The organism is Paraburkholderia sp. C35 (assembly GCF_003121405.1).
GTDB lineage: Bacteria > Pseudomonadota > Gammaproteobacteria > Burkholderiales > Burkholderiaceae > Paraburkholderia.
On record NZ_QBUY01000118.1, the window covers coordinates 1 to 26,796 of the forward strand.

At 64.0% G+C, this 26,796-nt stretch carries 22 protein-coding genes; 16 read left to right on the forward strand and 6 right to left on the reverse strand.

What is annotated here, in order from left to right; all coding sequences use genetic code 11:
* Window positions 1-302 precede the first annotated feature (302 nt).
* Complete coding sequence (locus DK391_RS37965) at window positions 303-1,874, reverse strand: acid phosphatase (RefSeq protein WP_109483144.1); 1,572 nt, start codon at window positions 1,872-1,874, stop codon at window positions 303-305.
* Window positions 1,875-2,089: 215 nt separating this feature from the next.
* Between DK391_RS37965 and DK391_RS37970 the strand changes: the two genes are divergently transcribed.
* Window positions 2,090-3,472 carry a cytochrome c peroxidase gene (locus DK391_RS37970; RefSeq protein ID WP_109483145.1) on the forward strand — a complete coding sequence of 461 codons (1,383 nt, stop codon included), beginning with the start codon at window positions 2,090-2,092 and terminating at the stop codon, window positions 3,470-3,472.
* Here the strand turns inward: DK391_RS37970 and DK391_RS37975 are convergent.
* Window positions 3,451-3,744 (reverse strand): hypothetical protein, encoded by a 294-nt coding sequence (locus DK391_RS37975; RefSeq protein WP_239483069.1) that lies wholly within the window; start codon window positions 3,742-3,744, stop codon window positions 3,451-3,453. The genes DK391_RS37970 and DK391_RS37975 overlap by 22 nt on opposite strands.
* A 243-nt stretch (window positions 3,745-3,987) precedes the next feature.
* Between DK391_RS37975 and DK391_RS37980 the strand changes: the two genes are divergently transcribed.
* Window positions 3,988-4,377, forward strand: a complete 390-nt coding sequence (locus DK391_RS37980; protein WP_109483146.1) for a hypothetical protein — start codon at window positions 3,988-3,990, stop codon at window positions 4,375-4,377.
* Window positions 4,374-4,841 (forward strand): NUDIX hydrolase, encoded by a 468-nt coding sequence (locus DK391_RS37985; protein ID WP_109483163.1) that lies wholly within the window; start codon window positions 4,374-4,376, stop codon window positions 4,839-4,841. Before DK391_RS37980 ends, DK391_RS37985 begins: the two co-directional genes overlap by 4 nt.
* A gap of 16 nt (window positions 4,842-4,857) precedes the next feature.
* On the opposite strand, the gene DK391_RS37990 is transcribed toward DK391_RS37985, so the two are convergent.
* Together DK391_RS37990 and DK391_RS37995 are read right to left on the reverse strand one after the other, a co-directional pair.
* Window positions 4,858-5,763: a transporter substrate-binding domain-containing protein gene (locus DK391_RS37990; protein ID WP_109483164.1), complete on the reverse strand. Its 906-nt coding sequence runs from the start codon at window positions 5,761-5,763 to the stop codon at window positions 4,858-4,860.
* 136 nt (window positions 5,764-5,899) lie between these two features.
* Window positions 5,900-7,621, reverse strand: a complete 1,722-nt coding sequence (locus DK391_RS37995; protein WP_109483147.1) for a glutamine--tRNA ligase/YqeY domain fusion protein — start codon at window positions 7,619-7,621, stop codon at window positions 5,900-5,902.
* A 395-nt stretch (window positions 7,622-8,016) separates the two neighbouring features.
* Between DK391_RS37995 and ggt the strand changes: the two genes are divergently transcribed.
* The gene (gene ggt, locus DK391_RS38000) at window positions 8,017-9,843 is read left to right on the forward strand and encodes a gamma-glutamyltransferase (RefSeq protein WP_109483148.1); all 1,827 of its coding nucleotides are present in this window, start codon (window positions 8,017-8,019) and stop codon (window positions 9,841-9,843) included.
* A gap of 51 nt (window positions 9,844-9,894) precedes the next feature.
* Entirely contained in the window at window positions 9,895-10,449 is a 555-nt protein-coding gene (locus DK391_RS38005) for an alpha/beta hydrolase (RefSeq protein WP_109483149.1), read from the forward strand.
* A gap of 50 nt (window positions 10,450-10,499) precedes the next feature.
* Here the strand turns inward: DK391_RS38005 and DK391_RS38010 are convergent, their stop codons facing one another.
* Window positions 10,500-11,720 (reverse strand): CaiB/BaiF CoA-transferase family protein, encoded by a 1,221-nt coding sequence (locus tag DK391_RS38010; RefSeq protein ID WP_109483150.1) that lies wholly within the window; start codon window positions 11,718-11,720, stop codon window positions 10,500-10,502.
* 314 nt (window positions 11,721-12,034) lie between these two features.
* Here DK391_RS38010 and alaS point away from each other — a divergent pair, with 314 nt between their 5' ends.
* Window positions 12,035-14,659, forward strand: coding sequence for an alanine--tRNA ligase (gene alaS / locus DK391_RS38015; protein WP_109483151.1), 2,625 nt, complete (start codon window positions 12,035-12,037; stop codon window positions 14,657-14,659).
* A 173-nt stretch (window positions 14,660-14,832) separates the two neighbouring features.
* Here alaS and DK391_RS38020 read toward each other — a convergent pair whose 3' ends face one another.
* Window positions 14,833-15,738 (reverse strand): LysR family transcriptional regulator, encoded by a 906-nt coding sequence (locus DK391_RS38020; RefSeq protein ID WP_109483152.1) that lies wholly within the window; start codon window positions 15,736-15,738, stop codon window positions 14,833-14,835.
* A gap of 106 nt (window positions 15,739-15,844) precedes the next feature.
* On the opposite strand from DK391_RS38020, the gene DK391_RS38025 reads away from it, so the two are divergent.
* From DK391_RS38025 to DK391_RS38070, 10 genes are all read left to right on the forward strand, one after another.
* Window positions 15,845-17,077 (forward strand): YbfB/YjiJ family MFS transporter, encoded by a 1,233-nt coding sequence (locus DK391_RS38025; RefSeq protein ID WP_109483153.1) that lies wholly within the window; start codon window positions 15,845-15,847, stop codon window positions 17,075-17,077.
* 179 nt (window positions 17,078-17,256) lie between these two features.
* A complete protein-coding gene (locus DK391_RS38030; RefSeq protein WP_109483154.1) occupies window positions 17,257-18,288 on the forward strand; it encodes a low specificity L-threonine aldolase in 1,032 nt (343 codons plus the stop codon).
* 94 nt (window positions 18,289-18,382) lie between these two features.
* The gene (locus DK391_RS38035; RefSeq protein WP_109483155.1) at window positions 18,383-18,913 is read left to right on the forward strand and encodes an NUDIX domain-containing protein; all 531 of its coding nucleotides are present in this window, start codon (window positions 18,383-18,385) and stop codon (window positions 18,911-18,913) included.
* Window positions 18,914-19,030: 117 nt separating this feature from the next.
* A complete protein-coding gene (locus tag DK391_RS38040; protein ID WP_109483156.1) occupies window positions 19,031-20,179 on the forward strand; it encodes an iron-containing alcohol dehydrogenase in 1,149 nt (382 codons plus the stop codon).
* 41 nt (window positions 20,180-20,220) lie between these two features.
* The gene (locus tag DK391_RS38045; protein ID WP_109483157.1) at window positions 20,221-20,676 is read left to right on the forward strand and encodes a thioesterase family protein; all 456 of its coding nucleotides are present in this window, start codon (window positions 20,221-20,223) and stop codon (window positions 20,674-20,676) included.
* A 3-nt stretch (window positions 20,677-20,679) separates the two neighbouring features.
* Entirely contained in the window at window positions 20,680-21,630 is a 951-nt protein-coding gene (locus DK391_RS38050) for a branched-chain amino acid ABC transporter permease (protein WP_109483158.1), read from the forward strand.
* A gap of 22 nt (window positions 21,631-21,652) precedes the next feature.
* Window positions 21,653-22,873, forward strand: coding sequence for a branched-chain amino acid ABC transporter permease (locus DK391_RS38055; protein WP_239483070.1), 1,221 nt, complete (start codon window positions 21,653-21,655; stop codon window positions 22,871-22,873).
* Window positions 22,870-23,640: an ABC transporter ATP-binding protein gene (locus tag DK391_RS38060; RefSeq protein WP_109483160.1), complete on the forward strand. Its 771-nt coding sequence runs from the start codon at window positions 22,870-22,872 to the stop codon at window positions 23,638-23,640. The genes DK391_RS38055 and DK391_RS38060 overlap by 4 nt, the downstream gene beginning before the upstream one ends.
* Window positions 23,637-24,350 carry an ABC transporter ATP-binding protein gene (locus DK391_RS38065; RefSeq protein WP_109483161.1) on the forward strand — a complete coding sequence of 238 codons (714 nt, stop codon included), beginning with the start codon at window positions 23,637-23,639 and terminating at the stop codon, window positions 24,348-24,350. The genes DK391_RS38060 and DK391_RS38065 overlap by 4 nt, the downstream gene beginning before the upstream one ends.
* A gap of 353 nt (window positions 24,351-24,703) precedes the next feature.
* Window positions 24,704-26,796, forward strand: a 2,093-nt coding sequence (locus DK391_RS38070; protein ID WP_109483165.1) for a hypothetical protein, incomplete at its 3' end; no start/stop codon positions are given.

A 26,796-nucleotide genomic window follows, 5' to 3' on the forward strand; every position in this document is an offset into this window, starting at 1 on the left:
GGCGGTGTTAGCCCGCTTTCTTTTGCCTACTTTTCTTTGCGGCGGCAAAGAAAAGTAGGTGCCGCCCCGCACAGGGGCGACGCATGAAGCACGAAGGCAAATCGCGGATGCCAGCACAAAGCAACAGCAACAGCGAAAGCGAACCAAAACCGCTAGAACAAAAAACAAAAAAAATGGCGGCCGAAGCCGCCAACCAAATCTGAACGTGAAGAAAAGAAACGCCGAGTACCGGTAGTACTTCGAACATCAGGCGACTGGCCAGCCAACAACGGCCCAGCCAACAGCGGGGCCCCAACTTCCAGTTACTTGTTGATATCCAGCGCGTTAGTCAGATCACCCATCGCTTTCCCGCCATTGGCAACCAGCGTGCTGTCGCGTGCCGAGATGCCAGCCAGCGTCGGCAGACCAAATCGGTGCGTGATGAAACGCAGAATCGAAGTCGTGTCGTACTGCGTATGATCGACAAAACCCTTCTTCGCGTACGGCGAAACAATGATCGCGGGAATCCGCGTGCCCGGACCCCAGCGGTCGCCCTTCGGCGGCGCGACGTGATCCCAGAAGCCGCCGTTCTCGTCATACGTCACGATCACGACCATGTTCTTCCATTGCGGGCTGTTCTGCAGATGCGTGATCACATCGGCAATGTGCTGGTCGCCCTGTGCCACGTCCGTATAACCGGCGTGCTCGTTCAGGTTGCCCTGCGGCTTGTAGAACGCCACTTGCGGCAGCGTACCGGCATCGATTGCCTTGATGAACTCCGAACCGTTCAGGCCGCCGTCGAGCAGATGCTTCGCGCGGTTGTCGGTGCCCGGCGCGAGGTCGGCGAAGTAATTGAACGGCTGATGGTGCGGCTGGAAGTTCGGCGAGCTGAGGTTCGCGCCGTAGATCACGTTGGTCGTGCTGTTCTGCACCGCGGAGAGCGCGGTGCCCCACGCGCCGCCGTACCACGCCCATGTCACGCCCGCGTTGTTGAGCAGGTCGCCGATATGCTGGTTCGTCTGCGGCGGCAGCGTCGTCGCGATGGAAGGATCGGCGAGATTGGCGTCGCCGCCTGATGCCGCCTTGTTGCCGCTCGGCTGATACGGCGGCTGCATCGTGTTGACCGCGAAGAAGTCCGGCGTGAGGTTGCCCGAGTTCGCGAAGGTCGGAATGCCCGTAAGTGCCGATGCCGGCGAAGTCGACTTGAGCGTCAGCGAGACGCCGTCGGCATTGACCGTCGAGATCGACGGCTTGGCCGGGGTCGTGTCGGCGTTCGCGTAGAACGGCGTGCACGCGCAGATCAGCCACTGGTGATTCAGGAACGAGCCGCCGAATGCGCCCATGAAGAAGTTGTCGGCCAGCGTGAACTGCTGGGCGATCTTGTAGAGCGGCAGCTTGTCGGCGTTCGGCGTGTAGTGACCCATCACGAGACCACCCGAATCGGCCCACGCGGCGAACATGTCGTTCTTGCCGCCGTGAATCTGCATCTGGTTCTCGTAGAAGCGGTGGTACAGGTCGCGCGTCGTTGCGCTGAGCGGCGCGTTGAAGCCGTTCGGATCGTCGATTGCGAAGGGCGTGTTCGCCAGGTTCACCGTCATTGCCTGCGTGATGACGGGCGTCACGCCCGCAGCCGTCAGGCCGTTCCAGATCGGCGGCAGCGTGGCGAGCACGGAACCGTCACGGTCGAGCTGTTGCGAATTCGCAGCCGTCACGTTCTGCAGGCCGTTTGCGCCGGGGAAATTGCCATACAGATTGTCGAAGCTGCGGTTTTCCGCGTAGATCACCACGACGTTCTTGACGGAAGACAGCGTCGGCTTCGAATCACCACCACATGCGTACAGCCCGATTGCTGCGGCGATCGCGATAGGCGTCGCGCAGATCAGTTTCTTGTTCATGAATTATCTCTCTCGCGTTGGGGACCGGCGGCGATCCGCGTCGGGACGGCCGGCGGCGAGAGTGTCGCAAGGCTTTTTGACAGAACGATTAATTTCTTACATCAAGTTTCCGTTTAGCTTTTGCTTTTGATGAGACCGTTTGGTTTATGTCATTTAGGCGACATGTCCGTGAAATAACCTCCCGCAGTCGATCAACACGAGCAGGTAAGAACGATATGTGGCGCGATGTGGCGGGGCTTCAGACAAGGAAGAATTGGCGTGCCGGATGGCTCGGCGCGTTGTGCGTGTCGGCTTTGCTGGCGGCCTGTGATGCAGGCAATGCAACGGGCGACGGCGCACACGCAGCGCAAGCAGACGTGGGTAGCGCGCAGATGCAGAAGGTATCGGCGGGTGCGGCGACTGTCGTGCCGACAGGCGGTCAGACGCGCGCACAGGTGTACGAGTCCGTCAGGAAAATGACGGCGGTTGGCAAGCAGCTTTTCTTTGATCCGTCGTTGTCGGGTTCGGGCAAGCTCGCGTGTGCGTCGTGTCACAGCCCGCAGCATGGATTCGGGCCGCCGAATGCGCTGTCCGTGCAACTGGGCGGTCAGGACATGCGCCAGCAAGGCATGCGCGCCGCGCCGAACATCAAGTATCTGCAAAAGGTGCCGTCCTTCACCGAGCACTATCACGACTCCGACGATGAAGGCGATGAAAGCGTCGATGCCGGTCCGACAGGCGGTCTGATGTGGGATGGCCGCGTCAACAGCGCGCACGAGCAGGCGCGCATGCCGCTGACATCGTCGTTCGAGATGGGCAGCACGCCGCAGAAAGTGGCGGCGGCCGTGAAGGCGGCGCCTTACGCGAACGAGTTCCGCGCGGCATTCGGCGAGCACGTGTTCGATAGCGACGACACCACTTTCAAGGCCGTGCTGCAGGCGCTCGAAGTTTTCGAAGAAACGCCTGAACTGTTCTATCCCTACACGAGCAAGTACGACGCGTTCCTCGCCGGCAAGGCGCAGCTGACCAAGGCCGAACTGCACGGCCTGCAATTGTTCAACGATGAAACCAAGGGCAACTGCGCGAGCTGTCACATCAGCCAGCGCGCGCTCGACGGCTCAGCGCCGGCATTCACCGATTTCGGTCTGATCGCGATTGGCGTGCCGCGCAACCGCGCATTGACGGTGAACCGGGATCCGCATTTTTACGATCTGGGCGCATGTGGCCCGGAGCGCGCGGATCTGAAGGGACAAGACGAGTATTGCGGCATTTTCCGTACGCCGTCGCTACGCAACGTGGCGCTGCGCAAGACCTTTTTCCACAATGGGATTTATCACTCGCTCGACGAGGTGGTCCGCTTTTACGCGCAACGCGATACGAATCCGGAAAAGTTTTATCCCGTTGTGAAGGGCAAAGTGCAGAAATACGACGATCTGCCTAAGAAGTATTGGGCAAATCTGAATACCGACCCGCCGTTTGATCGCAAGCCGGGTGACAAGCCTGCGCTGGATGAAGCAGAGATCAAGGATGTGGTCGCGTTCCTTAAGACGCTGACGGACGGCTACCAGCCCGAAGCGCCTCAGCAACACGCCGACGCTCACATCGTCAGCAGCAAATAGCAGCCGGCGATCAACACGACAAACGACGCGAGCAGGCATGCAAGACCTGCGCGCGTCATCACGCACGGCCACCGGCTGCGGGGCAGGCGCATGCCGTGAATGCGCACGATGGTCGGGGTCGGCGCAGGATCGGCGCGCATGACAATCGAGCCGAGCACGATGCAGATCAGCGTCAGCATCGCGGCGAAAAACTGGAGAGCGAACGAGAGGTCCATGAGCGGCAGGAGCAGGCGGTAAGTGTTTGAATCGCTGTTGGATTCGACCTGGCTCATGTTAGGGATCGCGTGCTGGAGAGCCTATGAGACGTGTCCTAAAATCGTCTGAGCGGGCGTCGGGACGGCTTCGCGGAGCAGCGCGTTATCTCAATTAAATCTGCGCCGCTTGCTGAAGCGCTTTGGAGTACGGGCGTCCCCTACGAACGTGTGCCTCCAGGCGGCATGCTATGCTTTTGAGGTCCAGATCGCGCGCTGACGAGGCCACGCCGATCCCCGAAACCGACTTCTGCGGAGAACTTCATGTCGATGCAAACCCGAGCCGCGTTTCAACTGTCTCTGGGCGGGCTGCTGCTCGCCGGCGCCATGTGCGCGCATGCGGCCAATCTCGGCTTTCTGAACGACACGCCTATCGCGTATATGAAGCAGGCGGACAACGACTCGCTGAAAAAAGCCGCGTTCGATACGCTCAACACCAAGCAGGACGGCGAAACCGCCACCTGGAACAACGACGGCCTGCGCAACAGCACGCGCATCGAGGCGCAAATGACGCCTGATGGCACCGCGAAGACGGGCGACCGCACGTGCCGTCAGATGCGCGTGGTGCTGAGTGCAAAAGGCCAGACGATGAACCTCAATCCGCAGTTCTGCCGCCAGGGCACGGCTCAATGGGTTTTGCAGAAGAAGCATTGAGCACGCGCATGATCTCTTGTGGCGTTGTCCTGCTCGATCCCGACGGGCGGGTGCTGCTCGCGCACGCGACGGAAACCAGCCATTGGGACATCCCCAAAGGTGCGGGCGAGGAAGGCGAAGCGCCGCATGTGACGGCGCTGCGCGAGATGGTGGAGGAAACGGGCATCGCCGTCGAAGCGGATCGGCTGACGGACCTCGGCCTGTTCGTGTATCGGCGGGACAAGGATCTGCATCTGTTCGCCGCGCGTGCTCGCGCGGATGAGCTGGATCTCACGCGCTGCACCTGCACGTCGATGTTTCCGCGCCGCTCGGACGGCACGATGATTCCCGAGATGGACGCTTTCCGCTGGGCGCGGCCCGAAGAAGTCGAACACTACGCGAGCCGCAGTCTCACGCGGCTCTTCGAGACGACACTCTCACTCACCGAACTGCACCGCTCGCTGGACGGGAGCGGCGGCAGGTAGTTCGAGCGTTTGGGTTTCAGTCGAGCGCTTTATCGTTGGGATGCGCGAACAGCGTGCGCATTTCCGATGACAGCGGGTAGTTCAGATTGATGCCGTGCGGCGGGATCGGTTGGGTGAACCAGACGTTGTAGAGGCGCTCCGCCTCGCCTGAGGTCTGCATCTTCGAGATCACGCGATTCACCAGTTCGCGGAACGGCGCATCGCCCTTGCGGAACATGCACGCGTAGGTCTCGTAGCCGAGCGGCGTGCCTGTGACGACGAAGTCGTCGGGACGCGGGTCGGTGGCGCGAAAGCCGTACAGAATAGGCTCGTCCATCACGAACGCGACCGCGCGGTCTGATTTCACGGCAGCGAACGCATCGGAATGATCCTTCGCGCTCGCAATGCGCATGTTCAACTGCTTCTCGCTGTTCAACTGCCGCACCAGACGTTCGTCCGATGTCCCCGCCGTCGTCACGACCGGCTTGCCCGCCAGATCGGCAAAGTCGGTGATGCCGGCGTTCTTGCGCGCGATCATCCGCACCGCGTACTGGAAGAAGCTGTTGGAAAACGCCGCGACGTTTTCGCGCTCGTGCGTATGCGTGGTCGAGCCGCATTCGAGGTCGATCTGGTTATTGACCAGCATCGGGAAGCGGTTCGCCGACGTGATGGTGACCTCGCGTACCTTGAGATTCGGCATCGCGAGCGTCTTCTTGATTTCTTCGACGATGGCGAGCGCGATCGATTGCGAGTAGCCGACCGTACGGTCGCCGTTGGAATAGGAAAATGGAATCGACGCTTCGCGCACGCCGAGCGTGATCACGCCGTCGTCATGAACTTTCTTGAGCGTGCCCGTCAGTTCTTCAGCCTGCGCGGACGCACCGAATGCCACGGCCGCGATGGCCACAGCCGCCACCAGCTTGTATTTGATTGCAACCTTCATCGTTCCCCCCTGGGCCGGCAGCAATCTTTCCGGCTGCATCGACATGCCGTCTGCGTGCCGATGTCCGTCGCACGTCACAGCAGCATGCGCATTGAATCATGCTGCATGCCGCGTGTGACGCAAACAGACAATCAGCTTACGCCGGCTTTCCCCAACTGTCTCGCAGACTGACGATCCGGTTAAATACGGGTTTGCCCGGCTTTGTGTCATATCGGTCGGCGACGAAGTAGCCGTGACGCTCGAACTGATAGCGTTGCTCCGGCTCGATGTCGCGCAGGCCCGGCTCGACGAAGGCCTGCATGATGCGCTTTGAATCGGGGTTGAGCGCTTCGAGGAAATCGCGGCCGCCCGCGTCGGGCTGCGCTTCCTTGAAGAGGCGGTCGTAGACGCGCACTTCGACGGGCACGGCTTGCGTCGCGCTGAGCCAGTGAATGGTGCCCTTGACCTTGTAGTTGTTCGCGCCTTCCGTGCCCGATCGGCTGTCTTCGAAATAGTTGCAGTGGACGGCCGTGATCTTGCCGTTTTCGTCCTTGTCGAAGCCCGTGCACTCGACCACGTAGCCGTACTTCAGACGCACCTTGTTGCCGGGGAACAGACGGAAGTAACCCTTCGGCGCGACTTCCATGAAATCTTCGCGTTCGATCCACAACTCACGCGAGAACGGGAAGGTGCGCACGCCGCGTTCCGGGTGATGCGGATGCACGGGCGCGCTGCATTCTTCCGTCTTGTCCGCCGGATAGTTGTCGATCACGAGCTTGAGCGGATCGAGCACGCAGGTCGCGCGCGGCGCCTTGTCGTCGAGATCGTCGCGCAGCGCGCCTTCGAACACGCTCATGTCGATCCACGAATCGACCTTGGTGATGCCGATGCGCTCGCAGAACAGCTTGATCGCGTCCGGCGTAAAGCCGCGGCGGCGCACACCGACGATGGTCGGCATACGCGGATCGTCCCAGCCGTCGACGTGGTTCTCATTGACCAGTTGCAGCAGCTTGCGCTTGCTGGTGATCGCGTACGTCAGGTTCAGACGCGAGAATTCGATCTGTTGCGGCAGCGGACGCGTGAAGATGCCGGCGTCGGCGAGTTCGTTGAGAATCCAGTCGTACAGCGGACGGTGATCTTCGAACTCCAGCGTGCACAGCGAGTGCGTGATGTTTTCCAGCGCGTCCGAGATGCAGTGCGTGTAGTCGTACATCGGGTACACGCACCACGTGTCGCCCGTCCGGTAGTGGTGGGCGAAGCGGATACGGTAAATGACCGGGTCGCGCATGTTGAAGTTCGGCGACGACATGTCGATCTTCGCGCGCAGCACGTGCTCGCCTTCCTTGAACTCGCCCGCCTTCATGCGGCGGAACAGGTCCAGATTTTCATCGACGCTGCGTTCGCGGAACGGCGACGGCGTGCCGACTTCCGTGGCCGAGCCACGGTTCGCGCGCATTTCTTCCGCCGTCTGGCTATCGACATAGGCCTTGCCGCGCGTGATCAGCAGTTCGGCGAACTCGTAGAGCTTGTCGTAATAGTCGCTCGCGAAATACAGGTGTTCCTTGTTCTCGACGTTCCACTCGAAGCCGAGCCACTTCACCGCGTCGACGATCGAGTCGACGTATTCGAAGCTTTCCTTTTCCGGGTTCGTATCGTCGAAGCGCAGATGGCAAACGCCGCCATAGCTCTGCGCGATGCCGAAGTTCAGGCAGATGCTCTTGGCATGGCCGATGTGCAGATACCCGTTCGGCTCCGGCGGGAAACGCGTTTCCACCCGCTGGCCCCACTTCTGGGAGCGGTTGTCGTCGTCGATGATGTTGCGGATGAAATTCGAAACGGGCGCGTCATTGCGCTCGGCGTCTTTGCGATCGTTGTTCATGCGAGAAGGAGAAAGTCGGTCCTGGACACTATATGCGTCCGTTAGTCTGTCAATTCTACCTGACGACACATTCCACCACAGTCTTTAGGCTTGCGGGGTGCGGCGCGCAGCCCACATCTGGCGATTTTGACCCGTTTTCGAAGCCCGAAAGGCGCTGTAACAGGAGGTAAATTGCATTGGCCGGGCGCGTCGCGGACACTTAGCATGCGTCGCGCGCCCGTCTCTGGCGTGCCGCGAGCCGTTTTTCGGCGGACGCTGCGTTTCCGTTATTCTGTCGTGGGTTCGGGCTGCCGATGCCCGTCCTGCCGCTTCACGCGATCTGTCCTTGCCGCGAGCCGGCCGTCTTTTGCCGCTGCATCCGCGCGGGCAGGTCCATCTATCCCGGAGTTCCTCGGATGTCCCTTCCGATGTTGCGCGCGCTTCGCGCGCTTTCCGGCGCCGACACGCATGTCGAATCCCATGCAGGCGCCCATACCGATGCATCGACGGGCGCGCGCCGCGCTGCGCCTTTACGCGCGGTGACGCGCCTTGCGACCACGCTCGCGCTCACGGGCGCGCTGCTCGCGAGTTTCGTCGCGCCCCCTGCCGCCGATGCAAAGACGGCCCAGCCCAAGCCTGCGCTCGACGCGTCCGCCGTGGCCACGCCAGACCGCTATGCCGCCGACGCCGCCCAGCAGATCTTCGCCGCGGGCGGCAATGCCGTCGATGCCGCCGTCGCCATCGCGTTCACGCTCGCCGTCACTTACCCGGATGCAGGCAACATCGGCGGCGGCGGTTTCATGACGCTCTACATGGACGGCAAGCCGTACTTTCTCGACTACCGCGAGAAAGCGCCGCAAAGCGCCACGCGCGACATGTATCTCGACGACAAAGGCAATGTGATCAAGGGCATGAGCCTCGTCGGGCATCGCGCGGTGGCGGTGCCGGGCACCGTCGAAGGCATGTGGGAGGCGCAGCAGCGCTTCGGCAAGCTCAAGTGGAAACAGGTGCTCGCGCCCGCCATCAAATACGCGACCGACGGGTTCACGGTCGAGGCGTGGCTGCAGCAGCGTCGTGAATTCGCGTCGAAGAACTTCGGCGGCAAGACCAATTTCGACGCGTACTTCTCGAATCTGAAGGCGGGCACCGTGTTCCGCCAGCCCGAACTGGCGCAAACCTTGACCCGCATCGCGTCCGACGGCGGCCGCGAGTTCTACGAAGGGCAAACGGCCGATCTGATCGCGCGCCAGATGTACGGCCACGGCCTGCTGACCAAAACCGATCTGCTGCAGTACAAGGCCGTGTGGCGGCAACCGGTCACGGCCAGCTGGAACGGCTATCAGATCATCACCGCGCCGCCGCCGAGTTCGGGCGGCATCGGCCTGGTCCAGATGCTGAAGATGAAGGCCGATCTGAAGCCGCAGTTCGATGGCGTGGCGCTCAATTCCGAGCCGTATGTTCACCTCGTCGCGCAGATCGAGGATCGCGTGTTCGCGGACCGCCAGCAATACATCGGCGACCCCGATTCGTACCGCGTGCCGATCGACAAACTGATCGACGACGCCTATCTCTCGAAGCGCGTCGAGGACATCACGCCCGACGAAGTGCCGGGTTCAGCGCCCGTGAAGCCTGGCCTCGGCGATTCGATGCCGGAGAAGGCGCAGACGACGCATTTCTCCGTGGTCGACAAGTGGGGCAATGCCGTGTCGAACACGTACACGCTGAATGGGCCGTTCGGTTCGGGCGTGGTGGTCGACGGCGCGGGTTTCGTGCTGAACGACGAGATGGACGACTTCGAGGTCAAGGCGGGCGTGCCGAACCAGTTCGGCGTGACGAGCGGCGACGTGAACACGATCGCGCCGGGACGCCGGCCGCTGTCGTCGATGACGCCGACCATTCTGACGAAGGACGGCAAGGTGTCGCTGGTGATCGGCACGCCGGGCGGATCGCGCATCTTCACGTCGATCTTCCAGGTGATGACCAGCCTGTACGACTTCAACATGCCGCCCGCCGATGCGCTCGCCGCGATGCGCTTTCACCATCAGCTGTTGCCGCAGAAGACGATTTACTACGAGCCGTATCATCCCATCGACGGTGAACTGGCCGATCAGCTGAAAGCGCGTGGCTACGAATTGCAGGGCCCGCAGTTCAACGGCGACGTGCAGATGATCCGCATCGACGGCACCACGCCGCATCCGGCGGCCGACCCGCGCGGCGTGGGTGTCGGCCGTGTGATTCAATAGCGCTGGCGGCGCAGCCGCGTTTTCATCAACGATAACGAACGGGGTAAGGGCATGGCGTTGGAGCAGCAGGGCGTGATCGTGTTGCCGGGTTACATGAACTCGGGCGAAGGGCACTGGCAGACGCGCTGGGAAGCGCGTTATCCGAACTTTTCGCGCGTGCCGATGCGTGACTGGGACCATCCCGCTTGCGACGCATGGTGCGATACGCTCGATGCCATGATCGCCGCGGCCAACGCTCCCGTTCTGCTCGCCGCACATAGCCTGGGCTGTCTGACGGTTGCCTTCTGGGCGGCGCGCCGGGCTTCTTCCGCCGAGGTGCTCGCGAAAGTTGCGGGCGCGTTGCTGGTGGCGGTGCCTGATCCTTCCGGCCCGGAGTTTCCGCGCGACGCCGCGGGCTTTGGCGACGTGCCGATGCAGAAGCTGCCTTTCCCGTCGATCGTCCTTGCCAGCACCGACGATCCTTATGGCGGCGTGCCTTTCTCGCAAGCCTGCGCGGCTGCGTGGGGCAGCCGTTGGGAGAACATCGGTCCGCGTGGCCATATCAACGCGGAAAGCGGCCTCGCCGACTGGGACGAGGGGCAGCGCTGGCTGGCTTCGATGGCGTAGGCTGCTTGCGGCGCGGCAGCCATCCTGCCGCCGACGCCCGAACTGCGCCGTCAGATCACCGACTGTTCTCGCAACTCACCGATCCGCGCGTCGTCGTACCCCAGCACGTCGCGCAGAATCGCCTCCGTATGTTCGCCGAGCGTAGGCGGGTGCGCCTGCGCCTCGGGCGGCGTCGCGCTCATACGGATAGGGTTGCGCACCAGGTTCACCGTGCCGCCCGACGGATGCGGCAGTTGCAACTGCATGCCGCGCGCGACCACCTGCTCGTTCTCGAACACCTCTTCGAGATCGTTGATCGGGCCGCACGGCACGCCCGCCGCTTCGAGCGCGTCGATCCATTCATGCTTGCTGCGCGTGCGAACCATCTCCGCGAGGATCGGCACCAGAATCTCGCGGTTGCGCACGCGCTCGGGGTTGGTCGCGAAACGGTCGTCGTCGGCGAGATCGGCGCGCTGGCCGGCTTCGACGAACTTGCGGAACTGCCCGTCGTTGCCCACGGCGACGATGATCCAGCTATCGCTGGTCTGGAACGTCTGATACGGGACGATGTTGGGATGCGCATTGCCCCAGCGCGCAGGCGGCTTGCCGCTGGCGAGGAAATTCGAGTTCATGTTGGCGAGCATGGCGACCTGCACGTCGAGCAACGCCATGTCGATGTACTGGCCTTCGCCCGTGCGGTCGCGGTGCGCGAGCGCCGTCAGCACGGCGACGGTGGAGTACATGCCTGTCATCAGGTCCGCGATGGCCACGCCGGCCTTCTGCGGGCCGCCGCCCGGCTGGTTGTCGCGCTCGCCCGTGATGCTCATGAAGCCGCCGATGCCCTGCACGATGAAGTCGTAGCCCGCGCGCTGCGCATACGGCCCGGTCTGGCCGAAGCCCGTCACCGAGCAGTAGACGATGTCCGGCTTCACGGCCTTCAGCGACTCGTAGTCCAGCCCGTATTTCTTCAACTGGCCGACCTTGTAGTTCTCCAGCACGACGTCGCTCTGCGCCGCCAGTTCACGGACGATCTGCTGCCCTTCGGGCGTGGCGATATCGACGGTCACCGAGCGCTTGTTGCGGTTCGCCGCGAGGTAGTAGGCGGCTTCGCGCGTGTCCGTGCCTTCGGGCGTCTTCAGGTACGGCGGCCCCCAGTGGCGCGTGTCGTCGCCGGCGCCGGGCCGTTCGACCTTGATCACGTCGGCGCCGAAATCGGCGAGCGTCTGCGCGCACCACGGACCGGCCAGCACGCGGGTAAGGTCCAGCACGCGGATATGACTGAGTGCACCCATGTTCTCTTTACGTCTCCAATGTAATCAGGCGCGCCACGGACGCTGCCCGGTTCGATCGATGTGGTGCATCTTAAGCGATCGGCCGCGCCTGGCGTATTCAGCCCAACGGCATAGGACAAATGACAGCCGGGGCTGCGAGCCATTTCGAGAGGGAAAACTGGCCGGATGGCCAATGCCGCGTGCGGCGGGCGCCACGGCGTCGCGCGGCAGCGCCGATCCCGTATAATCGACCGTTCAGGAAACAATCTATTGCGACGGCCGGTCAGTGTTCCGCGTCCGTCGGCTCAAGCCAGGACCGTCCCCAAAAGCACGCTATGAAAGCCGCCGAAATCCGCGAGAAATTCCTCAAGTTCTTCGAATCGAAGGGCCATTCGATCGTCCGTTCGTCGAGCCTCGTGCCCGGCAACGACCCGACGCTGCTCTTCACCAATTCGGGCATGGTGCAGTTCAAAGATGTGTTTCTCGGCGCCGAATCGCGTCCGTACTCGCGGGCCACGACGGCGCAGCGCAGCGTGCGCGCGGGCGGCAAGCACAACGACCTCGAAAACGTCGGCTATACCGCGCGCCACCACACGTTCTTCGAAATGCTGGGCAACTTCTCGTTCGGCGACTACTTCAAGCGTGACGCGATCCACTACGCGTGGGAACTGCTGACGGGCGTCTACGGCCTGCCGAAGGACAAGCTCTGGGTCACCGTCTATCAGGAAGACGACGAAGCCTTTGCAATCTGGGAAAAAGAAGTAGGCGTGCCGGCCGAGCGCATCATCCGCATCGGTGACAACAAGGGCGCGCGCTACGCATCGGACAACTTCTGGCAAATGGCCGACGTCGGCCCGTGCGGCCCGTGCTCGGAAATCTTCTACGACCACGGTCCGGAAGTGTGGGGCGGCCCGCCGGGATCGCCTGAAGAAGACGGCGACCGCTACATCGAAATCTGGAACCTCGTGTTCATGCAGTTCAGCCGCGACGCGCAGGGCAACATGACACCGTTGCCCAAGCAGTGCGTGGACACGGGCATGGGCCTCGAGCGTATTGCCGCCGTGCTGCAGCACGTGCACAGCAACTACGAAATCGACCTGTTCCAGGCACTGATCAAGGCTGCTGGCCGTGAAACGGGTATCGAAGATCTGACCAACAACTCGCTGAAGGTGATCGCCGATCACATCCGCGCGTGCTCGTTCCTGATCGTGGACGGCGTGATCCCGGGCAACGAAGGCCGCGGCTACGTGCTGCGCCGTATCGTGCGCCGCGCGATCCGCCACGGCTACAAGCTGGGCCGCAAGGGTTCGTTCTTCCACAAGCTGGTCGCGGACCTCGTCGCGCAGATGGGCGAGGCCTATCCGGAACTGAAGGACGCCGAGCAGCGCGTCACGGACGTGCTGCGTCAGGAAGAAGAGCGCTTCTTCGAGACCATCGAACACGGCATGTCGATCCTCGAAAGCGCGCTGGCCGATCTCGAAGCGAAGGGCGGCAAGACGCTCGACGGCGAAGTCGCGTTCAAGCTGCACGACACGTACGGCTTCCCGCTCGATCTGACGGCAGACGTCTGCCGTGAGCGCGAAGTGACCGTCGACGAACCGGCATTCGACGAAGCCATGGCACGTCAGCGCGAACAGGCTCGCGCAGCCGGCAAGTTCAAGATGGCGCAAGGCCTCGAATACTCGGGCGCGAAGACCACGTTCCACGGCTACGAAGAAATCATCTTCGATGACGCGAAGGTCACGGCGCTGTATGTCGATGGCGCGTCCGTGAACGAAGTGACGTCGGGCCAGCAGGCCGTCGTCGTGCTCGACCACACGCCGTTCTACGCGGAGTCGGGCGGGCAGGTCGGCGATCAGGGCGTGCTGGCGAATGCGAGCGTGCGTTTTGCCGTTGCCGATACGCTGAAGGTTCAGGCGGACGTCGTGGGCCATCACGGCACGCTGGAGCAGGGCACGCTGAAGGTCGGCGACGTCGTGAAAGCGGAAATCGACGCTGTCCGCCGCGCGCGCACGGCCCGCAACCACTCGGCCACCCCCCTGATGCACAAGGCGCTGCGTGAAGTGCTCGGCGGCCACGTGCAGCAGAAGGGTTCGCTGGTCGATGCAGACAAGACCCGCTTCGACTTCGCGCACAACGCACCGATGACGGACGAGCAGATTCGCCGCGTCGAAGAAATCGTCAACGCGGAAGTGCTGGCCAACGCGCCGGGCATCGTGCAGGTCATGCCGTACGACGACGCAGTGAAGGGCGGCGCGATGGCGCTGTTCGGCGAGAAATACGGCGACGAAGTGCGCGTGCTCGATCTGGGCTTCTCGCGCGAACTGTGCGGCGGCACGCACGTAAACCGCACGGGTGACATCGGCTTCTTCAAGATCGTGATGGAAGGCGGCGTTGCCGCAGGTATCCGTCGCGTGGAAGCGATCACGGGCGATAACGCAGTGCGTTATGTGCAGGAACTGGATGCGCGTATCAACGCGGCAGCCGCAGCGCTGAAGGCGCAGCCGTCGGAACTGACGCAGCGAATTTCGATGGTTCAGGACCAGGTGAAGTCGCTGGAAAAGGAACTGGGCGCGCTGAAGTCGAAGCTCGCGTCGAGCCAGGGCGACGAACTGGCCGGTCAGGCGATCGAAGTCGCCGGTGTGCAGGTGCTGGCGGCCACGCTGGAAGGCGCGGACGTCAAGACGCTGCGCGAAACTGTCGACAAGCTCAAGGACAAGCTCAAGAGCGCGGCCATCGTGCTGGCATCCGTCGAAGGCGGCAAGGTCAGCCTGATTGCAGGTGTCACGGCCGAGGCCAGCAAGAAGGTCAAGGCGGGCGAACTGGTGAACTTCGTTGCGCAGCAGGTCGGCGGCAAGGGCGGTGGCCGTCCCGACATGGCACAGGCAGGCGGCACCGAGCCGGCCAATCTGCCCGCTGCGCTGGCAGGTGTGAAGGGCTGGGTCGAAGCACAACTGTAAGCGCTCGCGCCGCGCCAGGCGCAGTGAAGCGCTGGGTCGAAGCCCAGCGCTGAGCAGCCGCGCCACGCCACAGGCTCACGCCTTGTGCGTCAAGAAAAAGCCGCAAGTCGATGAGACTCGCGGCTTTTTTGTTCGCTGCGCTTCAACTCGACGCCCGCGTTCGAGTCGGACGTTCAGGCCGCGTGCGCTTCGGCGTCGGTTTCCTGCACATTTCCGCTCGCCACCAGTCTCTCGCGCAACGCATTCAACGCCGACGAAAAATGTCCACGTCGCCAGACGAGCAGCGTATCGATGGTGCCGAGTTCGGCGAGTGGATGCACGGCGATATCGTTCGATTCAGGCATCAGCGCGAGCACCGAGCGCGGTGCGACCGCCACGCCTGCGCCCGCCGCCACGCACGCCACGATCGCGTGATACGAGCCGAGTTCCAGCACCCGCGCGGGCCGGATGCCGTGCTCCATGTACCACTTCTCGACATAGACGCGGTACGCGCAACCGGTTTCGAACGCGATCAGCGTCGAGAGCGCGATGTCGCTCGCGTGGCGAATGGGCGGGTGGCCGCGCGGCGTCACCATCACCAGTTCTTCCCGAAACACCGGCACGGCTTCGAATACGTCGCCGATCCAGCCGGGATCGATCGGCGTCGCGACGATCGCGGCATCCACTTCGAACTCGCGCACGCGATCGATCAGCTTGCCCGTCGTGCCCGTCTCCAGTTCGAGCGCGACGTCGGGCCATGTCTGATGATATTCCGCGAGCAGACCGGGCAGCCGCGTCGCGGCGACGCTTTCCATCGTGCCCAGCCGCAGCCGGCCACTCGGCCGGGCATCCTTGACGGCATGACGTGCTTCGTCGGCTAGCGCCAATAGCCGTTCGGCGTAAGGCAGCAGCGTTTCGCCCGCAGGCGTGAGCACGAGCCGCCGTCCATCGCGGATAAACAGTTCGGTGCCCAGCTGCTCTTCAAGCTGCTTGATGCGCGTGGTCACGTTCGATTGCACGCGGTTCAGCTTGGTAGCAGCGCGCGTCACGCCGTTTTCGCGCACCACGGCGCGAAAGATCGTCAGGGCGGCAAGATCCATCAATCTCTCCGGGAGATTTAACCTATCCATATTATTCATTTTATGAGATTGATGGGTCAAGCTACGATTCTGTCGAATCAGCCGCCCAGCCACTCATATTTCACCGATGAACCGTCTCGCCAGTCCCACTTTCCCGCCTCACGCTTCCCACGCGTCCGCGCGCCGCACCGCGCTGGCCTGCATGGCAGCGCTCGCCGTCGCGCTCGGCGTCGGCCGCTTCGCGTTTACGCCGTTGCTGCCTCTGATGCTTCATGGCGGCGGGCTGGACATCAAACACGGTGGCTGGCTCGCGTCGCTCAACTACGCAGGGTATTTTCTCGGCGCGATGGCCTGCGTGACCCTGCGCATGGACGCGGCGCGCGTCGTGAAAACGGGGCTCGCGGCGACAGTGCTGCTGGTGCTCGCGATGGGTATCACGCATCAGTTCTGGGTCTGGGCCGTGGTGCGCTTTGTCGCGGGCGCCGTGAGCGCGTGGACTTTCGTGTTCGCATCGCAGTGGGGCTTGCGCCGCCTGGCCGAGCTCGGCGCGAACGAGTGGGGCGGTGTGATTTATACCGGTCCAGGCTTCGGCATTGCGGCAACCGGCTTGCTGGTCAGCGCGGCGGGCGGCTACGGAGCGTCGGCGGGCTGGATCGGCTTTGGGATCGTGTCGGCGGTGCTGACTGTGCTGGTATGGCGCACGTTCGAAACGTCATCGACGGAGAAACCGGGCGCCGCTGCCAGGTCCGGCGACAGGTCGCCGCAAAGCGATGCACATCGGCCCCACGCACATCTGCACCGCGCCGACGCCTTCTGGCTGACCGTCCTCTACGGCGTTCCAGGTTTCGGCTACATCATCACCGCGACCTTTCTGCCCGTGATCGCGCGCGCGGCGCTGCCTGTCGATTCGCCGTGGCCCGATCTGTTCTGGCCGATGTTCGGCGGCGCACTGGTGGTGGGCGCCCTCACGGGCGCGCGCCTGCCGTCGCATTGGGACAACCGCACGCTGCTGGCCGGGTGCTACGTGTTGCAGGCACTCGGCATCGTGTCGGGCATCGTGTCGCCGACGGCGGGCGGTTTTGCGCTCGGCAGCGCGCTGATCGGCCTGCCGTTCACGGCGATCACCCTGTTCGCGATGCGGGAGGCGCGCCGGCTGCACGGCGACAACGCCGCGGGATTGATGGGCTATGCAACCGCCGCCTACGGTCTCGGACAGTTCGCGGGGCCGCTGGTGGCCGCGCCGGTTGCCGCGCGCACCGGCTCGTTCACACCGGCGCTGTGGCTGGCGGCGCTGACGTTGATCGCGGGCGCTGTGGGCCTCGTCGTGGTGGCGCTGATGCGGCCGGCGCGACGAGTCTGAGCGGAACGGCAGCAAATCCGCAAAGGGCAAAGCGACAAAGCAAGACAGCGACACGGCGACGAAGCGACAAGGCCCACCACGCCGATTCGACCCGCCAAAAACAAATTCAGCACCCGCCGCACTCAAATGTCCGCTTTCCAGTCCTCTTCGCGTGCCTGTCACCGGGTGCGCCGCCCGCCATGCAACATTTCGCGTCGGACAACTACGCCGGCATCTGCCCCGAGGCGCTCGAAGCGCTGATCGCCGCCAACACCAGCGGCCACGAACCGGCGTACGGCGACGATTCATGGACGCAGCAGGTCTGCGACCGTCTGCGCAACCTGTTCCAGACCGACTGCGAAGTCTTCTTCGTCTTCAACGGGACGGCGGCGAATTCGCTGGCGCTGGCTTCGCTGTGCCAGTCCTACCACTCGGTGATCTGCCACGAACTCGCGCATATCGAAACCGACGAATGCGGCGGCCCCGAGTTCTTCTCGAACGGCTCGAAGCTGCTGACGGCGCCGGGCGTCGGCGGCAAGCTCACGCCCGATGCCATCGAAGCCGTCGTCACGCGCCGCGCGGACATCCACTATCCGAAGCCGAAGGTCGTCACGCTCACGCAATCGACGGAAGTGGGCACGGTCTACAGCGTCGAGGAAATCCGCGCGATTGCGGCGATTGCGAAGCGCCGTCATCTGAAGGTGCATATGGATGGGGCGCGCTTTGCGAACGCGGTTGCTGCGCTCGACGTGCATCCGTCGGAGATCACGTGGCGCGCGGGCGTCGACGTGCTGTGCTTCGGCGGCACGAAGAACGGTTTGCCCGTCGGTGAAGCTGTCGTGTTCTTCGATCGCGCGCTCGCCGACGATTTCGCCTATCGCCTCAAGCAGGCAGGCCAGCTTGCGTCGAAGATGCGCTTTATCTCGGCGCCGTGGCTCGGCCTGCTCGACAACGACGTGTGGCTGCGCAACGCACGGCATGCGAACGCGATGGCCAAGCTGATGGAAGCGCGTCTCGCGGAGATTCCGGGCGTGAGCATCATGTTCCCAACTGAATCGAACGCCGTGTTCGCGCAATTGCCGCCGCACGTGGCGAAGGCGATGCGCACGCGTGGCTGGAAATTCTACGAGTTCATCGGCGCGGGCGGCTGCCGGCTGATGTGCGCATGGGACACGCAACCCGAGACGGTCGAGCGCTTTGTCGCGGAAGTGCGCGAGCTGTGCACCGCCTGACTGGCAAATAAGCGTCCCATACGCGCCCATAAGCGCCACACGAATATCGCGCCGAACCGACGTCACCCACGCAAAGCACAACCCGCCCGAACCCATGACCGACTACCGATTCTGCCCGCGCTGCGCAACGCCACTCGTCGAGCGCGCCGATCCTGCGCACGAGGGCGGCCGCGTGCGCCAGAGCTGTCCCGACGACGCGTGCGGCTACGTGCACTGGAACAACCCGCTGCCCGTGGTTGCGGCAATCGTCGAATACGAAGGCAAGATTCTGCTCGCGCGCAACGCCGCGTGGCCCGAAGGCATGTTCGCGCTGATCACCGGCTTTCTCGAGAACGGCGAAACGCCGGAGGCAGGCATCGCGCGCGAAGTGAAGGAAGAGACCTCGCTGATCGCGGATTCCGTCGAACTGGTCGGCGTGTACGAATTCATCCGCAAGAACGAACTGATCATTGCCTATCACGTGCGGGCGCAAGGCGAGATCGCGCTGTCGCCGGAACTGCTCGAATACCGGCTGGTCGAGCCGGCGAAGCTGCGTCCATGGCGCGCGGGCACCGGCTTTGCGCTTGGCGACTGGATGCGCCGGCGCGGCTTGCCGTTCGAGTTCGTCGAACGGCCGGGACAGTGAGCGCGGCCAATAAGACCGGTTGCTGTGAGATTCGCAAACAGGCCGCTCGTGCCACTCACAACGGAACGGGCGCACCAGGCTGAATAACAACGGAAACGAACACGGAGACGCAACGCCATGGCCTACATCTACTATCTGCCGCACATTCATCTCGGTTACGACGCGCTCGCGCAACTGCCGGCGGAGTGCGAGCGCTCGGGCATCAGGCGGCCGCTCGTGGTGACGGACAAGGGCGTGAGGGCCGCGGGCGTCGCCCAGCAGGCCATCGATGCATTGAAGCTGCCCGGCGGGCCCGTTTTCGACGACACACCGTCGAACCCGACAGAAGCGATGGTGATGGCGGCCGCGCAGCGGTATCGCGAGGCGGGCTGCGACGGGCTGATTGCGATCGGCGGCGGTTCGTCGATCGATCTGGCCAAGGGCGTCGCGATCATGGCGACGCATCCGGGCACGATGACGGAATACGCGACTATCGAAGGTGGCAGCAACAAAATCACCGCGAGCGCCGCACCGCTGATTGCCGTGCCGACCACGGCAGGCACGGGCAGCGAAGTCGCGCGCGGCGCGATCGTGATTCTCGACGATGGACGCAAGGTCGGTTTCCATTCGTGGCATCTGCTGCCGAAGGCGGCGATCTGCGATCCGGGCCTGACGCTCGGGTTGCCGTCGATGCTGACGGCAGCGACCGGCATGGACGCCATCGCGCACTGCATCGAGACGTTTCTCGCGCCGTCCTTCAATCCACCCGCCGATGGCATCGCGCTCGACGGTCTGGAACGCGCCTGGGCGAACATCGAACTGGCGACGCGCGATGGCCAGAACCGCGACGCGCGCCTGCACATGATGAGCGCGTCGATGCAGGGCGCGATGGCGTTCCAGAAGGGGCTCGGCTGCGTGCATTCGCTGTCGCATCCACTCGGCGGCGTGAAGGTCGACGGACGCACGTCGCTGCATCACGGCACGCTGAACGCCGTGGTGCTGCCCGCCATGCTGCGTTTCAACGAAAGTGCGCAAACGGTGGTGGCGAACCATCGCTACGCGCGCATGCGGCGCGTGATGAACCTGCCCGAACACGCCGATCTGGCAGAGGCGCTGCACGACATGACCGCGCGCCTCGGCCTGCCGACTGGCCTGCGTCAGATGGGTGTCGACGAAAGCGCATTCGACAAGGTCATCAAGGGCGCGCTCGCCGATCATTGCCACAAGACGAATCCGCGCGAAGCGACGGCGGACGACTACCGGCGCATGCTGGAAGAGTCGATGTAAGCGCCGTCACCTCAATCAACCGGACATCGACCCGACACGCCATGAACAAACCCGCTCCCGCGCCGCGCACGGCTTATCCGCATTTTCTCGCCATCGGCACGCGCTGGATGGACAACGACGTCTACGGACACGTGAACAACGTCGTCTATTACAGCTACTTCGATACGGTCGTGAACGAGTATCTGATTCGCGCGGGCGTGCTCCACATCGAGCACAGTTCGACCATCGGCCTCGTCGTCGAGACGCAGTGCAACTACTTCGCGCCGATCGTGTTTCCCGATCGTATCGATGCGGGCTTGCGCGTGGTGCGGCTGGGCACGTCGAGTGTGCGCTACGAAGTGGGCCTGTTCCGTGAAGGCGACGCCGAGCCGGCCGCGCAAGGGCATTTCGTGCACGTGTACGTGGATCGCGACACGCGCCGTCCCGTGGCGCTGCCCGACGATCTGCGCGCCGCGCTCGTGCCGCTGGTGGTCTCGCAAGATTCGCAGGCAGGCTGACGCGTGCAGTCGTTCGTTATCGACGCCTTGAACGGCGTCAGTTACGGCTTGCTGCTGTTCATGCTGTCGGCGGGATTGACGCTGATTTTCAGCATGCTCGGCGTGCTGAACTTCGCGCATGCGAGCTTTTACATGCTGGGCGCGTATGTCGGCTTTTCGGTGGCCGCACGTGCCGGATTCTGGTGGGCGCTGACGCTTGCACCGCTCGCGGTCGGCCTGAAGGGCGCGGCGCTCGAACGGTGGCTGTTGCGGCGCGTGCGGCCGCATGGGCATCTCGCCGAACTGCTGCTGACGTTCGGTGCGGCCTATCTGATCGGTGAAGGCGTCAAGCTCGTGTGGGGCTTGCAGGCGCTGAACATCGCCGTGCCGAAGCTGCTCGAAGGGACCTTGCTCGACGTGTATGGCGTGGCGTTTTCGCGCTATCGCGTGTTCATGATGGCCGTGGCCGTCGCGATGCTGGCCGTGCTGTATCTGATCTTGCGCGTCTCGAAAGCGGGGCTGATCGTGCGCGCGGCGCTCACGCATCCACAGGCGGTCGAAGCGCTCGGCCACGACGTGCCGCGCGTATTCACCTGCGTGTTCGCAGCGGGCACGGCACTCGCCGCGCTGGCAGGCGTGATCGGCGCGCCGCTTTTCGTGCTCGAACCGGCGATGGCGGAGTCGGTAGGATCGATCGTGTTCGTGGTGGTCGTGATCGGCGGGCTGGGTTCGCTTGGCGGTGCGCTGGTGGCGTCGCTGGTGATCGGCTGCGCGCAGACTCTGGCCGTCTCTACGGATCTGTCGCTTGGCGAACTGCTTGGCGACCTGTTCATCGATTCTGGCCGCTCGCTGCCCGATGCGTGGAGCGCGCTGACGCTCGCGCAACTTGCGCCGCTGCTGCCTTACGTACTGCTGGTCGCGATGCTCGCGGTGCGCTCACGCGGCTTCTTCGGCCAGCGCGACGACGATGCGTGAGTCCCGTGAAGCGCCCGACGCGATGTCGACTTCCGCGCCGCCCATAAAGCGCTGGCGCGCCGCGCTGCCGTGGCTTGCGCTGGCGGCGCTGCTGGCCGTGCCGCCCTGTGTGTCGGCGCAAAGCTGGCTGGTTGCATGGCTCGCGCAGACGGCCGCGATGATCGTGTTCGCGCTGTCGTACAACCTGCTGCTGGGCGGGGCGGGATTGCTGTCGCTCGGACATGCCGCTTCGTCGGGGATTGGCGCGCTGATCGCGGCGCAGGTGTTCAACCGCATCGGCGTGCCGTTGCCGTTGCTGCCGCTGGTGGGCGGCATCGGCGGTGCGTTGTTCGGGGCGCTATATGGACTCGTCGCGACGCGTCGTGCGGGCACCGCGTCCGCCATGATCACGCTCGGCATCGGCGAACTCGTTGCGGCGGCAGCGTGGACCCTGCCCGACTGGTTCGGCGGCGAAGCGGGCGTCGCCATCGACCGCACGACGGGCATCGCGGTGCCGGGCTTCACGTTTGGCCCCGCGCGCGAAGCCTATGCGCTGATTGCGCTGTGGTGTGCGCTGGCCGTGATCGCGATGTTCGTGCTGTCGCGCACGCCCTTCATGCGCATGGCGAATGCGGTGCGTGACAACCCGGTGCGCGCGGCAGCCATCGGCTGTTTTCCGCGGCGCGTGCGGTACGAGGTGGTCGTGTGGTCGTCGTTTTTTGCGGGTATCGCCGGGACGCTCGGGTTGATCAACGTCGAACTGGTGTCGACGGAAAGCGTCGGCGTGTTGCGCTCGGGATCGGTGCTTATCGCGACGGTGATCGGCGGCAGCGGGGTGTTTTTCGGGCCGGTAGCGGGCGCCGTCGTGCTGACCTTCTTCAGCGTCGTGGTGGCGAGCGCGACGCGCGCGTGGCTGCTGTATCTGGGGCTGTTGTTCGTGGCAGTCGTGATGGCCGCGCCCGATGGCATCGCGGGATGGATACGGCGTGAGCCGGCACGGGCCGCGCGCGACGGTATGCCGTCGATTGTGTGCCGTATCGGCAGCGCTTGTGCGTGGTCGCTTGCCGTCGTGCTGTGCGTGCAATGGGCGTACGCGCGGCGTTTCGGCATGGAAGAGAGCACGAGTCTTTTCACGTCGATGCATCCGGTGCTGCTTGCAGCGCTCGCGCTGTGTCTCGCGGCAACCGGCTGGCTGATGCAGCGCGCGGCGACGCGAATCGACGGAAAGCGCGTTGCCAACGCGCCAACGGAGGCGGGCGCATGATTCCCGCTATCGCCGTTCGGCGCGTCGACAAACGTTTCGGCGCGACGCGCATTCTGCGCAGTGTCGATCTGCTGGTCGAACCGCACGAACGTCATGCGCTGATCGGTCCGAACGGCGCGGGCAAGTCGACGCTCTTCAATCTGATCGCGGGCGCCGTGCGGCTGAGCGCGGGCCGCATCGAACTGTACGGCGCGGACATCACGCGTCTTGCGCCCGCGGCCATCTGCCGGCGCGGACTCGCGCGCAGTTTCCAGACCACCAGCGTATTCGCGCAGCTCAGCGTGTTCGACAACCTGCGGTGCGCCGCGCAGATCGCCAATCGCGACCGCATGCGCTGGTGGCAGCGTTACACGACGACCCGCGAAGCCGATGAACAGGCGGAACAGGTGCTCGAAGCCGTTGCTCTGGCCGGGCAACGCCATACGATGGCGGGCACGCTCAGTTACGCCCATCAACGCGCGCTCGATCTGGGACTGGCTTTGGCGAGCGGCGCGCACACGCTGCTGCTCGACGAGCCGACAGCGGGCATGAACCGCGCCGAAGCCGCACGCGCCGTCGAACTGATCCGCACCGCGACGGCGGGCCGCACGCTGTTGATGGTCGAGCACGACATGGACGTGGTGTTCGGTCTCGCCGATCGCATCAGCGTACTCGTGCAAGGCGAGGTGATCGCGACGGGTACGCCGGACGCGATCCGCGCCGATCCGGCAGTGCGCGCGGCCTATCTCGGCGTGATCGACGACGCAGAGCCGGGAGCCGCGCGATGAGCACGCTACTGGAGATTCGCGATCTGCGCGCGTGGTACGGCGCGAGCCAGGCGCTGCACGGCGTGAATCTGCATATCGACGCGGGCGAGGCCGTGGCGCTCGCGGGTCGCAACGGCTCGGGCCGCTCGACACTCGCGAAGGCGATCATGGGCTTCGTGCGCACGCAAGGCGAACTGCGTTTCGCGGGGCAATCGCTCGAAGGCCGGCGCGCGTTCGACATTGCGCGGCTGGGCATCGGCTATGTGCCGGAGCAGCGCGACGTATTCCCGACGCTGACGGTGCGCGAGAACCTGCAACTCGGCATCAAGCCGCGCGCAGGAACCGGCGCTGCGCGCTTCACGCTCGACGATGCGCACATGCTGTTTCCCATTCTGCGCGAACGTGCGCGCACGAAAGCGGGCGCATTGTCGGGTGGTGAGCAGCAGATGCTGTCGGTTGCGCGTGCCTTGCTCGGCGATCCCGATCTGGTTGTGATCGACGAACCGACGGAAGGGCTGGCGGGCCAGGTCGTCACGCAACTCGCCGACGCCTTGAAGCTGCTGAGCGAGCGCGGCGTTGCGATGCTGCTGATCGAGCAGCGGCGCGTGATCGCCGACCGGAGCGCGAGCCGGATCGCCGTGCTGGGACACGGCGAAATCGTGTTCGACGGTACGCCGGAATCGTTTCATGCGAGACCCGACGTGATGCGCGAATGGCTCGGTGTCGGGTGATGGCGCGGTGCAGCACGGCTGCGGGCTGTTTGACTTTCGCAGCATCGATCGTCTGAAACGCCTTCCCACCAGCGTTCGCGGCACATCTTTTATAGACATTCACACGCTCCCGCGTTTGGTGAGCGTCCTCCAGAAATCTTGTCGGCAGCGCGCGGACAAACACAGACAATCATTGGATGCGCATGGCCTGGCGGCGCGCGCGATCGCGTGCGCTGTACAGAGCAGCCGGCAAGGGAGGAGACATGAACGACGAGAGACGCACGCAATGCAAAGCGCGGCAAACGGGCCGTGACGTGCCGCGCAAACGAAGCGCGCTGCGGCAGGACGCGCTGCGCTTCGTTGTGGTGACGGCGATGCTGTATGCGTCGGTTATCGTGTCGGCATGTGCCGATGCCAATTCTGCTGCTTCACACGCGCCCGCCGTGGCGGATCAGCCTGCTTCGTCGCCGCAGCCTTCGATCGAAGCGGCCAAGCTCAGGCAGCTATCCGATGAACAGGCCGTGGCGAACCGTGTGCCGTCGGCGGGCGGCATCACCATGAAGCGCGTGCGTCCTTTGACGTTGCGCGATTCGGGTATCGATGGCTCGCTGATGTTCGCGCGCGATGTCGATTTTCGCGTGACGGGCGAGATCGGTTTTCAGATCCGCGAGATGGCGGCATCGCTGGCGCCCGTGCGCGCCGGCAGCCCTGTTGTCTTCGACGATCCGAACAGCGTGACCATCAACGTGCATCGCGGCGAGGTGACGCTCGACAGCGCGAAAATTACGGCGATTTTCGACCGCTACCTGTTCCAGTACCAGGGCTCGCCGTTGCGCAACATGCGCGTCGTGCCGGAAGAAGGGCGGCTGCGCATCACGGGCGAGATGCATCGTGGCGGCTGGGTGCCCATCGTGCTGACGGGCACGCTGACGATGCGTAATGCCAGCGAGATGGCATTTCACGCCGAGCATGTCGAAGTGGCGGGTGTCGGCGCGGATCGTCTGATGCAGGCCGCGCATGTCAGGATGGCCGATCTGCTGACAGTGGACACGCCCGTCGCGCGTCTGGATGGTGACGACGTGGTGATGCAGGTCGCGAAGCTCACGCCGCCGCCCGCGTTGAACATGACCATCACGCAGATTGCGATTCATCCCGACGGCGTGCGCTTCACGCTCGACGATCACACCTTGAAGGGCATCGCGTGGCCCGCATCGATGCCGGCGCGCGGATTGATGATCGAAGGCGGCGACGTGAAGTTCATGCGCTCGATGCCGATGAACATCGACATGGCGATCACGCCCATCGACGCGAACGCGCCGTTCGTGCTCGATCTGTATCGCTATCGCGAGCAGATGGCGGCGGGGTATCTGACCTTCGATGAAGCCGGTGCGTTGACGGTGCATCTGCCTTCGTATGCATCGCTGGCGAGTGCTTCGCGTGATACGACGGCGTCAGATACATCGGTTGGCAGCGCGAGTGCGAAACTCAACGACAGGTTTATTCGCGCGCAGCAGGCGACGTTGGCGTTGGCGCGCGCGCAATGGCAGCGTGTGCCGCCGACTCTGCGCAATACGTCGGCGCATGCCGTGCCTGTGAGCCTCAACGCTGCGACGGCGCGCAAGTGGAACGCGCCGCTGGACGAACGCAATTCATCGGGCCCCGTCCCGCTGATTCACGTGCAGAACGTGGATTTCTACGTGTCGGGGCGGATTGGGTTTCACGTGCGATCGCTCGATGCGCAACTGGTGCCGAAGCATCCCGGTCAGCCGGTCGATCTCGATGATCCGTCGCAATACGACATTCATATCATCGCGGGCGAAGTCGTCGAGCCGTGGCCGGCGATGGCTGCGCTCTTCAACGACTATCTGCTCGATTACGCGCCGCGTTCGCTGAATGATCTGCAGTTGACGGCAGTGGACGGTGCGTTGCAGGTGACGGGTGGGATCAAGCTGTGGAATCACTTCCCGGGTGTGTGGCTGCCGACGGTGATGCGCGGATCGATTGCCGTGCGGGATGAGCGGCATCTGGTGTATCGGCCGGAGTCGGTGAAGGGGGTGGGTGTGCCGCAGGCGGGCATGTTGCGGGCGCTCGATGTGCCGCTTGCGTCGTTGACGCCGTTCCAGCGCAAGGGTGTTGTGTTGCAGGGCAATGAGCTGGTGTTCGATCAGTACACGGTGTTTCCGCCGCCGCTGTTGCAAGGGCGGCTCGCGAGTGCCGATGTGACCGATGATGGGCTGGTGCTGAAGTTTAAGCGCGACACTGGTTTGCCTGTTGCGCGGGCGCCAGCGGGTGCTGGGGATAGCTTTGTCTGGATCGAGTCGGGGGACGTCAAGATGTTTAATTCGCTTGTTGTGAATGGGCGGACCTTGATTCGCGATAGCTCGCGGGTGGGGGATGCGGTGATGAGGTTTGATCTTTATGCCTATCGGCGTGATGTGGCTAGAGGGATAGTGATGATGGGGGAGGT

Excerpts from the sequence above, each read along its gene's own strand:
- alaS (WP_109483151.1), top strand. The coding sequence starts at position 12,035 with ATGAAAGCCGCCGAAATCCGCGAGAAATTCCTCAAGTTCTTCGAATCG.
- DK391_RS38025 (WP_109483153.1), top strand. The coding sequence starts at position 15,845 with ATGAACCGTCTCGCCAGTCCCACTTTCCCGCCTCACGCTTCCCACGCG.
- DK391_RS38060 (WP_109483160.1), top strand. The coding sequence starts at position 22,870 with ATGATTCCCGCTATCGCCGTTCGGCGCGTCGACAAACGTTTCGGCGCG.
- DK391_RS38010 (WP_109483150.1), bottom strand. The coding sequence starts at position 11,720 with ATGGGTGCACTCAGTCATATCCGCGTGCTGGACCTTACCCGCGTGCTG.
- DK391_RS37995 (WP_109483147.1), bottom strand. The coding sequence starts at position 7,621 with ATGAACAACGATCGCAAAGACGCCGAGCGCAATGACGCGCCCGTTTCG.
- DK391_RS38055 (WP_239483070.1), top strand. The coding sequence starts at position 21,653 with ATGTCGACTTCCGCGCCGCCCATAAAGCGCTGGCGCGCCGCGCTGCCG.
- DK391_RS37965 (WP_109483144.1), bottom strand. The coding sequence starts at position 1,874 with ATGAACAAGAAACTGATCTGCGCGACGCCTATCGCGATCGCCGCAGCA.
- DK391_RS37980 (WP_109483146.1), top strand. The coding sequence starts at position 3,988 with ATGTCGATGCAAACCCGAGCCGCGTTTCAACTGTCTCTGGGCGGGCTG.
- DK391_RS38045 (WP_109483157.1), top strand. The coding sequence starts at position 20,221 with ATGAACAAACCCGCTCCCGCGCCGCGCACGGCTTATCCGCATTTTCTC.
- DK391_RS38030 (WP_109483154.1), top strand. The coding sequence starts at position 17,257 with ATGCAACATTTCGCGTCGGACAACTACGCCGGCATCTGCCCCGAGGCG.
- DK391_RS37975 (WP_239483069.1), bottom strand. The coding sequence starts at position 3,744 with ATGAGCCAGGTCGAATCCAACAGCGATTCAAACACTTACCGCCTGCTC.
- DK391_RS38035 (WP_109483155.1), top strand. The coding sequence starts at position 18,383 with ATGACCGACTACCGATTCTGCCCGCGCTGCGCAACGCCACTCGTCGAG.
- DK391_RS37990 (WP_109483164.1), bottom strand. The coding sequence starts at position 5,763 with ATGAAGGTTGCAATCAAATACAAGCTGGTGGCGGCTGTGGCCATCGCG.
- DK391_RS38065 (WP_109483161.1), top strand. The coding sequence starts at position 23,637 with ATGAGCACGCTACTGGAGATTCGCGATCTGCGCGCGTGGTACGGCGCG.
- DK391_RS37970 (WP_109483145.1), top strand. The coding sequence starts at position 2,090 with ATGTGGCGCGATGTGGCGGGGCTTCAGACAAGGAAGAATTGGCGTGCC.
- DK391_RS38040 (WP_109483156.1), top strand. The coding sequence starts at position 19,031 with ATGGCCTACATCTACTATCTGCCGCACATTCATCTCGGTTACGACGCG.
- ggt (WP_109483148.1), top strand. The coding sequence starts at position 8,017 with ATGTCCCTTCCGATGTTGCGCGCGCTTCGCGCGCTTTCCGGCGCCGAC.
- DK391_RS38020 (WP_109483152.1), bottom strand. The coding sequence starts at position 15,738 with ATGGATCTTGCCGCCCTGACGATCTTTCGCGCCGTGGTGCGCGAAAAC.
- DK391_RS38005 (WP_109483149.1), top strand. The coding sequence starts at position 9,895 with ATGGCGTTGGAGCAGCAGGGCGTGATCGTGTTGCCGGGTTACATGAAC.